Source organism: Cellulomonas sp. EB106-03-03-XG116 (genome assembly GCF_058792015.1).
Window position 1 is genome coordinate 1 of the sequence record NZ_JBYTEP010000033.1, and the last position, 12,064, is coordinate 12,064.

At 74.9% G+C, this 12,064-nt stretch carries 12 protein-coding genes; 7 read left to right on the top strand and 5 right to left on the bottom strand.

The annotated features are described in order from the left end of the window. Both AC3WUG_RS12760 and AC3WUG_RS12765 read left to right on the top strand, forming a co-directional pair. Nucleotides 1-521, top strand: a 521-nt coding sequence (locus tag AC3WUG_RS12760) for a PTS sugar transporter subunit IIA (RefSeq protein WP_492328005.1), incomplete at its 5' end; no start/stop codon positions are given. 81 nt (nucleotides 522-602) lie between these two features. Continuing rightward, on the top strand, nucleotides 603-1,451 hold the full coding sequence (locus AC3WUG_RS12765) for a PRD domain-containing protein (RefSeq protein WP_492328006.1): 849 nt from the start codon (nucleotides 603-605) through the stop codon (nucleotides 1,449-1,451). Between the two features lie 96 nt (nucleotides 1,452-1,547). On the opposite strand, the gene AC3WUG_RS12770 is transcribed toward AC3WUG_RS12765, so the two are convergent. From AC3WUG_RS12770 to AC3WUG_RS12780, 3 genes are read right to left on the bottom strand one after another with little or no spacing between them, the layout of a single operon-like run. Further along, nucleotides 1,548-2,441, bottom strand: a complete 894-nt coding sequence (locus AC3WUG_RS12770) for a metal ABC transporter permease (RefSeq protein ID WP_218706896.1) — start codon at nucleotides 2,439-2,441, stop codon at nucleotides 1,548-1,550. A 23-nt stretch (nucleotides 2,442-2,464) separates the two neighbouring features. Further along, entirely contained in the window at nucleotides 2,465-3,256 is a 792-nt protein-coding gene (locus tag AC3WUG_RS12775) for a metal ABC transporter ATP-binding protein (protein WP_492328007.1), read from the bottom strand. Beyond that, nucleotides 3,253-4,203: a metal ABC transporter substrate-binding protein gene (locus AC3WUG_RS12780; RefSeq protein WP_492328008.1), complete on the bottom strand. Its 951-nt coding sequence runs from the start codon at nucleotides 4,201-4,203 to the stop codon at nucleotides 3,253-3,255. The genes AC3WUG_RS12775 and AC3WUG_RS12780 overlap by 4 nt, the downstream gene beginning before the upstream one ends. A gap of 168 nt (nucleotides 4,204-4,371) precedes the next feature. Between AC3WUG_RS12780 and AC3WUG_RS12785 the strand changes: the two genes are divergently transcribed. The 4 genes from AC3WUG_RS12785 (at nucleotide 4,372) to AC3WUG_RS12800 (ending at nucleotide 8,510) form a co-directional block, all read left to right on the top strand. Beyond that, complete coding sequence (locus AC3WUG_RS12785) at nucleotides 4,372-5,757, top strand: glycine--tRNA ligase (RefSeq protein ID WP_147793914.1); 1,386 nt, start codon at nucleotides 4,372-4,374, stop codon at nucleotides 5,755-5,757. 84 nt (nucleotides 5,758-5,841) lie between these two features. Next, nucleotides 5,842-6,954: a YibE/F family protein gene (locus AC3WUG_RS12790; RefSeq protein WP_492328009.1), complete on the top strand. Its 1,113-nt coding sequence runs from the start codon at nucleotides 5,842-5,844 to the stop codon at nucleotides 6,952-6,954. A gap of 267 nt (nucleotides 6,955-7,221) precedes the next feature. After that, complete coding sequence (locus AC3WUG_RS12795; protein WP_492328010.1) at nucleotides 7,222-7,599, top strand: PadR family transcriptional regulator; 378 nt, start codon at nucleotides 7,222-7,224, stop codon at nucleotides 7,597-7,599. Continuing rightward, nucleotides 7,596-8,510 carry a permease prefix domain 1-containing protein gene (locus AC3WUG_RS12800; RefSeq protein ID WP_492328011.1) on the top strand — a complete coding sequence of 305 codons (915 nt, stop codon included), beginning with the start codon at nucleotides 7,596-7,598 and terminating at the stop codon, nucleotides 8,508-8,510. Before AC3WUG_RS12795 ends, AC3WUG_RS12800 begins: the two co-directional genes overlap by 4 nt. A 63-nt stretch (nucleotides 8,511-8,573) precedes the next feature. Here the strand turns inward: AC3WUG_RS12800 and AC3WUG_RS12805 are convergent, their stop codons facing one another. Continuing rightward, a complete protein-coding gene (locus AC3WUG_RS12805; RefSeq protein WP_492328012.1) occupies nucleotides 8,574-9,851 on the bottom strand; it encodes a YibE/F family protein in 1,278 nt (425 codons plus the stop codon). A gap of 105 nt (nucleotides 9,852-9,956) precedes the next feature. Between AC3WUG_RS12805 and dusB the strand changes: the two genes are divergently transcribed. Further along, the gene (gene dusB / locus AC3WUG_RS12810) at nucleotides 9,957-11,150 is read left to right on the top strand and encodes a tRNA dihydrouridine synthase DusB (protein ID WP_492328013.1); all 1,194 of its coding nucleotides are present in this window, start codon (nucleotides 9,957-9,959) and stop codon (nucleotides 11,148-11,150) included. Here dusB and AC3WUG_RS12815 read toward each other — a convergent pair. After that, nucleotides 11,137-12,063 (bottom strand): carbohydrate kinase family protein, encoded by a 927-nt coding sequence (locus AC3WUG_RS12815; protein ID WP_492328014.1) that lies wholly within the window; start codon nucleotides 12,061-12,063, stop codon nucleotides 11,137-11,139. The two genes, dusB and AC3WUG_RS12815, sit on opposite strands and share 14 nt — an antisense overlap. Nucleotide 12,064 lies beyond the last annotated feature (1 nt).

Consider the following 12,064-nt stretch of genomic DNA (forward strand, 5'->3'; position numbering starts at 1 on the left):
ACGGCCTTCGTCGGCAGCGTCAGATGTGGAGAAGAGACAGGGCCGCGCCCGCCGCCCCGGCCGCGCCCACGACCGCCGTCCTGGCGCCCGTGGCCGGCGAGGTCGTCCCGCTCGCCGAGGTCGACGACCCGGTGTTCGCGTCGAAGGCGCTCGGCGAGGGCGTCGGCGTGGTCCCGGCGGACGGCGTGGTCGTGGCCCCGGTCGCCGGCGAGCTGCTCACGGTCGCCGACACCGGGCACGCGTTCGGGCTGAAGACCGCCGACGGCGTCGAGGTGCTCGTGCACGTCGGCATCGACACGGTGAAGCTGGCGGGCACCGGCTTCGAGGTCGCCGTCCGCAAGGGCGAGCACGTGGCGGCGGGGGACCGGCTGGTCACCGTGGACCTCGGCGTCGTCCGCGAGGCGGGTTACGACACCACGACGCTCGTCACGGTCGTCAACGCCCGGGCGCTCGCGCGCGTCGAGCCGCGGCCGGCCGGTACCGTCGCCCGGGGCGCGGTCGTCGTCGACGTCGAGCCCTGACCGTCCCCGCGGGGGCCGTGCCGGCGGCGCGGCCCCGCGGAGCGACGCACCCCGAACCCCGAGCCACCGGCGAGGAGCGACGTGGACATCCTCCGCGTGTTCAACAACAACCTGGTCCTCGCGCGCGACGACGACGGCTCCGAGGTGATCCTCACCGGCCGCGGCCTGGGCTTCCAGGCGCGGCCGGGCGACGCGGCGGACCCGGAGCGGATCGTCCGCGTGTTCCGCCCCGACGACGGCCGCGACCCGGACCACCTGGCGGGGCTGCTCGCCGGCATCCCGCCGGAGCACGTCCAGCTGGTGGGGGACGCGCTGGCCGAGGTCGGTCTCCAGGCGGTCGCCGCCCGCCCGGCGCTGGTCGTCGCGATGGCGGACCACGTCAGCTTCGCGCTGGCGCGGGCCGAGGCGGGGCAGGCGGTCGAGTACCCGCTGCTGGCCGAGGTCACCAACCTGTACGCCGACGAGCACGCGCAGGCCCTGCTGCTGCTCGACGCGATCAACGCGCGGGTGCGGACGCCGCTGCCGCCGACCGAGGCCGTCGGCCTGGCGCTGCACCTGGTCAACGCCGGGTTCGCGACCGGCGACCTCGCCTTCAGCTACACGATGACCGGGCTGATCCAGCAGTTCCTCGACGTCGTCGCCGGCGCGCACGGGGTCGCGCTCGAGGCGGGCGGGGTGAGCGTCGGGCGGTTCGTGACCCACTTGCGGTACCTGTTCGTGCGGGTGCACCAGCGCCGGCAGCTCGACGATGCGAAGCACTCGGCCGTGGGTGACGCGATCCGCGCGACCTACCCGGAGGCGGTCGACACGGCCGACCGGCTCGCGCGGCTCGTCGAGGTCCGGCTCCAGGCGTCGCTCACCCCGGACGAGGTCGCGTACCTGGCGCTGCACGTCGCGCGCGTGGTCCAGGACGCGCAGCAGCCGGCCTGACACCTCGCCCGTGAGTGGTGTCGAGTGGAGCGTTCTGCCCGGCACGCCGGGGCGTGTCGGGCAGAACGCTCCACCGGACCGGCTCCGGCGGCGCCGTCAGCGGGCCGCGGGGAGCTCCACGTCGTCCGGGAGCTCCGGGTGCGGGTCGTGCGGGGCCTCGTCGCCGCGCCGCGCCAGCAGCGGCCGCGTGACCGCGGCGACCGCGTACAGCCCTATCGCGAGCAGCACGATCGTCGCGCCCGGCGGGATGTCCTCCCAGTAGGTGATCGACAGCCCGACGACGCTGACCGCGACGCCGATGCCCGACGCCAGGGCCATGACCCGGGTGAACGAGCCGGCCACGAGCTGCGCGACCGCCACCGGGACGATCATCAGCGCGCTCACCAGCAGCAGCCCGACGACGCGCATCGCGATCGTCACCGTGAGCGCCGACATCGCGGCGACCACCATGTTGAGCGCGGTCACCGGCAGGCCCGAGCCGCGGGCGAACTCCTCGTCGTGGCTCACGGCGAACAGCACGTGCCGCAGGCCGAGCCCGACGAGCAGCACGCCCACGGCGAGCCCCGCGGTCCACCACAGGTCGCCGGTCGACACGGTCGAGATCGAGCCGAACAGGTAGGACACCAGGTTGGCGTTCGTGCCGCCGGCGAGCTTGATCAGCAGCACGCCGCCGGCGATGCCGCCGTAGAACATCAGCGCCAGCGCCAGGTCGCCGGAGGTGCGGCCGCGGGCGCGCACCCACTCGATCGCGACCGAGCCGATCAGCGCGGCGACCACGGCGCCCGGGATCGCGAGCGCGTCCTGGGGGACCAGGCCGGCCCAGGTGCCGACCAGCCAGCCGAGCGCGACGCCGGTGAGCGCGACGTGGCCGAGCCCGTCGCCCATCAGCGCGAGCCGGCGCTGCACGAGGAACGTGCCGACCACGGGCGCGGCGGCGCCGACCAGCACGGCGGCGATCAGCGCGCGCTGCATCAGCGGGGACGACAGCATCGCCCCGAGCGTCTCGAACCACGTCACGGCAGGACCTCCATGGACAGCCCGGTGCCCGGGTCCGGCGGGGGCGGGTCGGCGTGCGGGTGGGTGTGCTCGTGCTCGGGGCCGGCGTGCTCGCCGCGCGGGGTCGGCGGCGGGCCGTCGTAGACGACCCGGCCGTGCCGCAGCGCGACCGCGCGGTCGATCAGGCCCGCGAACGAGCCCAGCTCGTGCAGGATCACCAGGACGGTGCCGCCCTGCTCGTGCAGCCGGCGGACCGTGGCGACGAACGTCTCCTGGGTCGGGAGGTCGATCCCGGAGGTCGGCTCGTCGAGCACCAGCAGGTCGGGCTGCCGGACCAGCGCGCGGGCGATGAGCACCCGCTGCTGCTGGCCGCCGGACATCTGGAGCACCGAGCGGCGCGCGTGCCGGGCCATGCCGACCTCCTCCAGCGCGGCGAGCGCCCGCTTCCGGGCGTCGCGCGGCGGACGGAGCGTGCGGCCGTGCACCAGGCCGGACATCACGACCTCGAGCGCGGTCGCCGGGACGCCGCCGCCGGCGGGCAGCCGCTGCGGGACGTAGCCGACCCGCTCCCACGGCACGCCGTCACCGAGCGCGCCACCGAGGAGCCGGACCTCGCCCGCGGTGCGCGGCGCGATGCCGAGCAGGGCGCGGACCAGGGTGGACTTCCCGGAGCCGTTCGCGCCGAGCAGGGCGACGACCTCGCCGCGCTCGACCCGCAGGTCGACCCCCTGCAGGATCTGGTGCCCGCCGAGGACGACGTCGACCCCGGTGGCGAGGACGGCCGGCTCGGGCGCGGTGGTGTCGGTCACGAGCACGAGAGTGCCGTACGGAGCGTCTCGAGGTTGGCCCGGGCGACCGAGACGTAGTCCTGCGTGTCGTCCGTCAGGCCCTCCAGCGGGTCGAGCACCGCGGTGTCGACGCCCAGCTCGTCGGCGAGCGTCTCGGCGACCTTCGGGCTGGCCAGCGTCTCGAAGAAGATCGTGGACACGCCCTCGTCCTGCACGACCTTCCCGACCTCGGCCAGGCGCGCCGGCGACGGCTCGCCCTCGGGGTCGACGCCGGAGATCCCGACCTGCTCCAGGTCGTACCGCTCGGCCAGGTAGGAGAACGCCTCGTGCGTGGTGACGATCGTGCGGCTCTCGCACGACGCCAGTCCGGTGGTGTACTCGGCGTCGAGGTCGGCCATCTGCTGGGCGAACGCCTCGGCGTTGGCCTGGAACTCGTCGGCGTGGTCGGGGTCGATCTCGGCGAGCTGCGCGGCGACGTCGTCGGCGACGGACGGCAGGCGGGTCGGGTCGAGCCAGAAGTGCGGGTCGAGGGAGCCGTGGTCGTGGCCGTCGTCCTCGGCGTGCTCGCTGTCGGCCCCGTCCGCTCCGTCCTCGCCGTGCTCGGCGGCGTGCAGCTCGGTGTCCTGCGCCGCGTCCACGACGTGCGCCGGCGGGTTGGCGTCCACCGCGTCGTCCACGGCGGCCTGGAACTCCGACAGGTACACGACCAGGTCGGCGCGGCCCACCTCGTCCACCTGGGCGGGGGAGAGCTCGAGGTCGTGCGGCTCGGCCCCGGGGGGCGTCAGCGTGTCGACCTGCACGAGGTCGCCGCCGACCTGCTCCGCCACGTACTGCAGCGGGTAGAACGAGGCCAGCACCGCGATGCCGTCGCCGTCGCCGGAGCCGCCCGAGCCCGGGGAGGAGCAAGCGGACAGGGCGAGGACGACCCCCGCGGACACGGCGAGGGGCAGGGTGCGACGACGGGGCATGCCTCCATCATCGGACTGTTGAGAACGAGTGTCAAAACCGCGAGGCCGCCTGTCCGTCCGCGGTGCGGCGCCGCCGGTCACGGGAGGTCGCGGCCCGGTAGCCTGTCGGACGATCCCTCCCTCCGCGCCACCCAGGCGCGCAGGACCCCGGCACCAGGAGCACTCACCGTGGCAGCACCGTCCCGTCTCGACTCCGTCGTCTCCCTCGCCAAGCGGCGCGGCTTCGTCTTCCAGAGCGGCGAGATCTACGGCGGTTCCCGCTCCGCGTGGGACTACGGGCCCCTCGGCGTCGAGCTCAAGGAGAACATCAAGAAGCAGTGGTGGCGCACGGTCGTGCAGTCGCGCGACGACGTCGTCGGCCTCGACTCCGCCGTGATCCTGCCCCGCCAGGTGTGGGTCGCCTCGGGCCACGTCGGCGTGTTCACCGACCCGCTGACGGAGTGCCTGCACTGCCACAAGCGGTTCCGCGAGGACCACATGCTCGAGGAGTACGAGGAGAAGAAGGGCCGCGCGCCCGAGAACGGCCTCGCCGACATCGCCTGCCCGAACTGCGGCACCCGCGGCCAGTGGACCGAGCCCCGCGACTTCAACATGATGCTGAAGACGTACCTCGGCCCGGTCGAGGACGAGTCCGGCCTGCACTACCTGCGGCCCGAGACCGCCCAGGGCATCTTCGTGAACTTCGCCAACGTGCTGACCACGGCCCGCAAGAAGCCGCCGTTCGGCATCGGCCAGATCGGCAAGTCGTTCCGCAACGAGATCACCCCCGGCAACTTCATCTTCCGGACCCGCGAGTTCGAGCAGATGGAGATGGAGTTCTTCGTCGAGCCCGGCACCGACGAGACCTGGCACCAGTACTGGATCGACCAGCGGACCGACTGGTACGTGGACCTGGGCATCTCCCGGGAGAACCTGCGGCACTACGAGCACCCGGCCGAGAAGCTGTCGCACTACTCGAAGCGCACCGTCGACATCGAGTACAAGTTCGGCTTCAGCGGCTCCGAGTGGGGCGAGCTCGAGGGCATCGCGAACCGCACCGACTTCGACCTGTCGACGCACAGCAAGCACTCCGGCCAGGACCTGTCGTACTTCGACCAGACCAAGGACGAGCGCTGGGTGCCGTACGTCATCGAGCCGGCCGCCGGCCTGACCCGGTCGCTGATGGCGTTCCTCATCGAGTCCTACGCCGAGGACGAGGCGCCGAACGCCAAGGGCGGCGTCGACAAGCGCACCGTGCTGAAGCTCGACCCGCGCCTCGCGCCGGTCAAGGCCGCCGTGCTGCCGCTGTCCCGCAACGAGGCCCTGTCGCCCAAGGCGCGCGACCTCGCCGCGGAGCTCCGGAAGTCGTGGAACGTCGACTTCGACGACGCCGGCGCCATCGGCCGCCGGTACCGCCGCCAGGACGAGATCGGCACGCCGTTCTGCATCACGGTCGACTTCGACACCCTCGAGGACCAGGCCGTGACGATCCGGCACCGTGACGACATGACCCAGGAGCGGGTCGCGCTCGACCAGGTGACCGGCTACCTCGCGCAGCGGCTCGTCGGGGCCTGACCCCTGGGCCTGGAGCACGGCCACGCGCACGGCGCGGGTCCCGCCGACGTCACTGTCGGGCGGCGGGCCCGCGCCGTCGTCGTCGTGCTGCTCGGCGTCGCGCTGCTGGCGACCGTGGCCGGCCTCGTGGCGCTCTGGCCCCGCGAGGACGCGCCGACGCTGCAGACCACGCCCGACGGGTCGTCGTACGTCGAGGTGACCGCCACCGACGTCGACCTCCTCGCGGACGCGGAGACCGGGCCGGCGCTGCTCGCGGAGACCGACGACGGCGAGTCGATCACCGTGCAGGTCGCCCCCGAGTACCTCGACGTGATCGAGGCGGGCGACCGGATCCGCGTGCTCACGCTCCCGCAGGCCGGGGGTGCGGCGCCCTACGTGTTCGTCGACCTGGTGCGCGGGCCGCCGATGGCCCTGCTCGCCGCCGTCATGGGCGTCCTGGTGCTGGCGGTGGCGCGGCTGCGCGGGCTGGGCGCGCTGGCCGGCCTGGTGGTGTCGGTCGGCGGGGTGCTGTGGTTCACGGTGCCCGCGCTGCTGACGGGCGGCCCGCCGCTGCCGATCGCCCTCGTGACGGCATCGGCGCTCATGTTCGTGCTGCTGTACCTCGCGCACGGGGTGTCGATCCGGACGTCGACCGCGCTGCTCGGGACCCTCGGCGGGCTGCTGGCGACGGGCGCGCTCGCCGCCTGGGCCACCGGGGCCACGCACCTCACCTTCCTGAGCGGCGAGTACGCGCTCGACCTGCGCGCCAACGCCCCGCTGGCGGACCTCCAGGGGATCCTGCTGTGCGGCATCGTGCTGGCCGGGCTCGGTGTGCTCAACGACGTGACCATCACGCAGGTGTCGGCGGTGTGGGAGATCCGCGCGCTGTCGCCGGCCGCCTCCCGGCGGGACCTGTTCCGCGGCGGCATGCGGATCGGGCGGGACCACATCGCGTCGACCGTCTACACCGTGGCGTTCGCGTACCTCGGGGCGGCGCTGCCGCTGATCCTGCTCGTGGCGATGTCCGACCGCACGCTGCTCGACACGCTGACGTCCGGGGAGATCGCGGAGGAGGTCGTGCGGACGCTCGTCGGCTCGATCGGCCTGGTGCTCGCGATCCCGCTGACGACCGCGATCGCGGCGGCCCTGGCCCCGGCCCCGGCGGTGGCTGGGGAGCCGGCGAGCGACCAGGACACCGCCGCCGCCCCGACGGCCTGACTCCGACGGCCTGACTCCGACGGCCTGACCCCGACGGCCTGACCCCGACGGCCTGACTCCGACGGCCTGACCCCGACGGCCTGACTCCGACGGCCTGACCCCGACGGCCTGACCTGGCCCTCCCGGCCCGCGCCCGCTCTTCGCCGAGACGGCAGCTCTCGGCTGTGCGAGGCGCCCCGGTCACAGCCGAGAGCTGCCATCTCGCTGGATGTGGTCCTGGACGATAACTCTGGTGGTGCTAGTAGTTGATCTGTTACGGTACTCGACATGACACAGGCACTCGATCGCTCGGCCGCGGGGTCGGACGCGTTCGCCGCCGACCTGCTGCGAGGGCACACCGACACGATCGTGCTCGGGGTGCTGCGCCGCACCGACCGGTACGGCTTCGAGGTCTACAAGGCGATCCGCGACGCCACCGGCGGTCAGCACGAGATCAAGGAGGCGACGCTGTACGCCTCGTTCCGGCGGCTCGCCCGCGACGGCCTCGTCGAGGCCTACTGGGGCGACGAGTCCCAGGGCGGACGGCGCAAGTACTACCGGATCACCGACGCCGGCCGCGCCGTGTACCGCCGCAACGTGGCCGACTGGCGCGCCACCCAGCAGATCATCAACACGCTCCTGGACCTCGAGGAGGGCCCGCGATGAGCACCACCGTCGACACGAGCATCCACCGCGCGCTGGACCGCGCGTTCGCCGCGGCGCCGGCCTCCGCCGAGGCGCAGGATCTCAAGGAGGAGGTGCGCGCCAGCCTCATGGCCCGCGCCGCCGACCTCGAGGCCGCCGGCGCGGCCCCCGCGGAGGCGGCCCGCACGGCCCTGGCCGAGATCGGCGACCTGAGCGACGTCGTCGCCGCGGTGTCCGACGCCCCGGCGGACGACGCGGGCCACGCCGCGCTGCTGTCCGCGCACCGGGTCCGGCCGCAGCCCGCGTTCGTCGTGCGGGTCACGCTCGCCGCCGTCGTGCTGGCGGGTGCGGCGGCTCTGGTCGCGCTGGTCGCGACCGGGGTGCTGGCGTGGTCGGCCGGGGCGGGCGCGGCGCTCGCCGTGGTCGCCGGGCTCGCGGCCGGGGTCGTCGTCGCCGACGCGCTGCGCCAGGAGACGACGCAGAACTACCTGCTGCCGGGCGGGCGCGCGCTGGGCTTCGGCGCCGCGAGCGCGGCCGTGGTGACGGCGCTCGGGCTCGGCGGGCTGTTCGCGGCCGACCTCGGCCGCGTCTGGCTCGCGGTCGCGGCGGGGGTGCTGCTCGTCGCCGGCGTGCTCGGGTTCGTGGTCCTCGGCGTGACGCAGACCAACCGGCACAAGCCGTGGACCGTCGAGCTCGGGCGGCAGGCCGTGGGGCAGGACCGGTTCACGCGGGAGCCGGAGGCGGCCGCGCGGTTCGGGATCTACTCCGCGGCGCTCGGGCTCGTCGCGGTCCTGGCGTTCGTGGTGCTGACGATGACGGTCGGGCTGGCGTGGTCGTGGCTCGCCCTGGCCGCGGCGGTCCCGCTGTACTTCCTCCTCCTGGCCCGCATGCTCTTCCCGGCGCGCGCCGGCGCGCGCGGCTCCGCCACCTGACGTCGAGGTAGGACCTCCGCGGCGAGGTAGGACCGTCTGCGGCCCTACCTCGCGCGGGCGGTCCTACTTCGGCGGGTGGAGCGGGTCCGGGGCGTCAGCGGCCGTGACCGCGTGGACGTGGGCGTGGGCGTGGGTGTCCGCCGCCGCGTGCCGGGCGGGGGCCGCGCCCGCGCGGGTGACCACCAGCGCGGCGATGCCGGTGGTCAGGGGGATCGCCAGCACCAGGCCGATCGACGACACCATGGTCCGCACGATCTCCTCGGCGAACTCCCCGGAGGTCAGCGTCGGGCCGAGCGGCAGCCCGTACAGCTCGAGCAGCAGCAGCACCGGCAGCGCGGCCCCGGTGTAGGCGAACGCGATCGTGTACACGGTCGACGCGATGTGGTCCCGGCCGATCCGCATGCCGCCGCGGAACAGCTCGCCGCGCGACGCGGCGGGGGAGACGGCGCGCAGCTCCCACACCGCCGAGGCCTGGGTGATCGTCACGTCGTTGAGCACGCCGAGGCCGGCCAGCACGAGGCCGCACAGGAACAGCCCGCGCAGGGAGGTCGCCCCGCTCTCGCCCAGCAGCTGCGCCAGCCGGTAGGAGTCCTCGCTGCTCACGCCGGACAGCCGCGCCCACTCCGCGCCGAGGATGCCGAGCCCCGTGGTCGCCGCGAGGCCGGCCAGCGTGCCGAGCAGCGCGGCCGACGTCCGCAGCGACAGCCCGTGGGCGAGGTACAGCACGACGGCCATGATCAGCGTCGACGCGCTCAGCGCCACGACCACCGGGTTTTCCCCGCGGACCAGCGCCGGCAGCACGTACACGCCGATGACCGCGAACGCGATGAGCAGGCCGACCAGCGCGCGCAGCCCGCGGCCGCGGGCCACCAGGATGATCGCGAGCGCGAACACGAGCGCGATCGACACCAGCGGGAGCGTCCGGTCGTAGTCGTGCCAGGCCCAGACCTCGTCGTCGGAGCCGGTCGCCGGGTAGTGCTCGACCAGGATGCGGGTGCCGGCCGGCACCTGGTCGGCGGTGGTGGACGCCGTGGCCCACACCTGGACGTCGCGCCCCTGCTCCGGCCCGCTCGTGACGGTGGCGTGCACCCGGAGGCAGGCCACCTCGTCGGGGATCGTGCCGTCGGGCAGCCGGTCCTCGACGGTGCCCTGGCACTGCTCGACCGAGGTGCCGGTGACGGTCGCCGTCGGGTAGTCGATCGCGACGTCGCTGATCTGCCGGGCGGTCGACGGCTCGCCGTGCGGCCAGGTCAGCGCCATGCCGACGGCGGCGGCCAGCACGAGCGGCAGCAGGATCGCGGCGATGACACGGCGGGTGCGCAGGGCGGCGGGGGAGGGCACGGGGGCGATTCTGCCCGGTGCGGCCGGGTCCCGCCGCGGTGACGCCACGGCCCGGTGCCCGTCCCCGACGCGAGGTCCGCGCGCGTCGTGGGGGACAATCGAGGCATGACCGCTCCCTCCGCCGTCGACCCGGCCGCCCCCGCGGCCGAGGGGCACGTGCTCCCGCCGCTGCGCATCGGACCGCTCACGATCGACACGCCCGTGGTGCTCGCGCCCATGGCCGGCGTGACGAACGCGGCGTTCCGCCGGCTGTGCCGCGAGTCGGGCGCCGGGCTGTACGTGGCGGAGATGGTGACCTCGCGGGCGCTGGTCGAGCGCGGCGAGGAGTCGATGCGGATCATCTCGCACGCCCCCGACGAGAAGCCGCGCTCCGTGCAGGTCTACGGCGTCGACCCGGCGACGGTGGGCGCCGCCGTGCACCTCATCGCGTCCGAGGACCGCGCCGACCACGTCGACCTCAACTTCGGCTGCCCGGTGCCCAAGGTCACCCGGCGCGGTGGCGGCTCCGCGCTGCCGTGGAAGCGCGAGCTGTTCGAGTCGATCCTGAAGGCGGCCGTCGACGCCGCGCGGCCGTACGGGGTGCCGGTCACGGTCAAGATGCGCAAGGGCATCGACGACGACCACCTGACCTACCTCGAGGCCGGCCTGGTCGCGCAGGACCTCGGCGTCGCCGCGGTCGCGCTGCACGCCCGCACCGCCGAGCAGTACTACTCCGGCACCGCGGAATGGTCGGCGATCGCGCGGCTCAAGGAGACCGTCACCGACATCCCCGTGCTCGGCAACGGCGACATCTGGTCCGCCGAGGACGCGGTGCGCATGGTCCGGGAGACCGGTTGCGACGGCGTCGTCGTGGGGCGCGGCTGCCAGGGGCGGCCGTGGCTGTTCGCCGACCTCGCGGCCGCGTTCGCGGGCTCGTCCGAGCGGATCACGCCGGGCGCCCGGTACGTCGCGCAGGTCATCCGCCGGCACGCCGAGCTGATGGTCGAGGCGTTCGGCGACGAGGGCAAGGCGCTGCGCGAGCTCCGCAAGCACATGGCCTGGTACTGGAAGGGCTACGTGGTCGGCGGCGAGCAGCGCGCGGCGCTCGGCCTGGTGTCGAGCCTCGCGGAGCTGGACGACCGGCTCGCGGCGCTCGACCTCGACCAGCCGTACCCGGGCGAGGCCGCCGAGGGTCAGCGCGGCCGCGCCGGGAGCCCGAAGCGCCCGCACCTCCCGGACGGCTGGCTGGACAGCCGGGACCTCTCGGAGGACTTCCGCCGCGGCCTGGCCGAGGCGGAGCTGAGCGTCAGCGGCGGCTGACCCGCACCCGCCCCGCCAGCCCCGCCACCGCGTCCCGGGTCGCGTGCGGGGCGCCCAGGGACTCCGTCCCGACCGCCAGGGCGCCCGCCGCGGACGCCCACGCCAGGGCCTCCGGCGTCGGTCGGCCGTCCAGAGTCGCCGCGAGCAGGCCCGCGAGGAACGCGTCGCCCGCGCCGTTCGTGTCGACGATCTCCCCGGCCCCCGCCGCGCCGACCTCCCACAACCCGCCCGCGTCCAGCGCCAGCGCCCCGCGCGCGCCGCGGGTGCAGACCGCCAGGCGCGCCCCACCGGCGACCCGCGCCCGCAGGTACGCCACCGGGTCCGCGAGCCGCGCCTCGGACACCAGCAGCACGTCGGCCCCGTCGGCGAACGGTCGCTGGAACGCCGCCACCCCGTCGTCGTCGTGCACGTCGCACCAGACCGGCACCCCGGCCTCCCGCGCGGCGGCCAGCACCGGGACCGACAGCTCCGCGAGGTCGACGACGGCGGCCCGAGCCCCGGCGAGCCCCGCCGTCGCGTCCACGGGCCCGCCCGGCGACGGCAGCGTCAGGTACACCGACACCCGCCCGCCGTCCGCCGCCATGAGGTTGACGTGCCGCTCGGTCCGCCCGTCCCGTGCCGGCACCGCGTCGAGCGCGATCCGCGGGTGCGCCAGCGCGCCCCGCACCAGGTCGCCGAGCGCGTCCGCGCCCAGCACGGTCCGCAGCCGCACGTCGACCCCGAGCGCCGCGAGCGTGACGGCCTTGCCCGCGGACGTCCCGCCGAGCCCGTCGTGGTGCCCGGAGGCGAACAGCGTCTGCGACCGCGCCTCGGGCAGCGCGTCGAGGCGGACCAGGGTGTTCCAGGAGGCGGGCCCCGCGACGACGACGGGGCCGCCCCCGTGCGTGGGGACGGCCCCGTCGGGGTGCGTCATC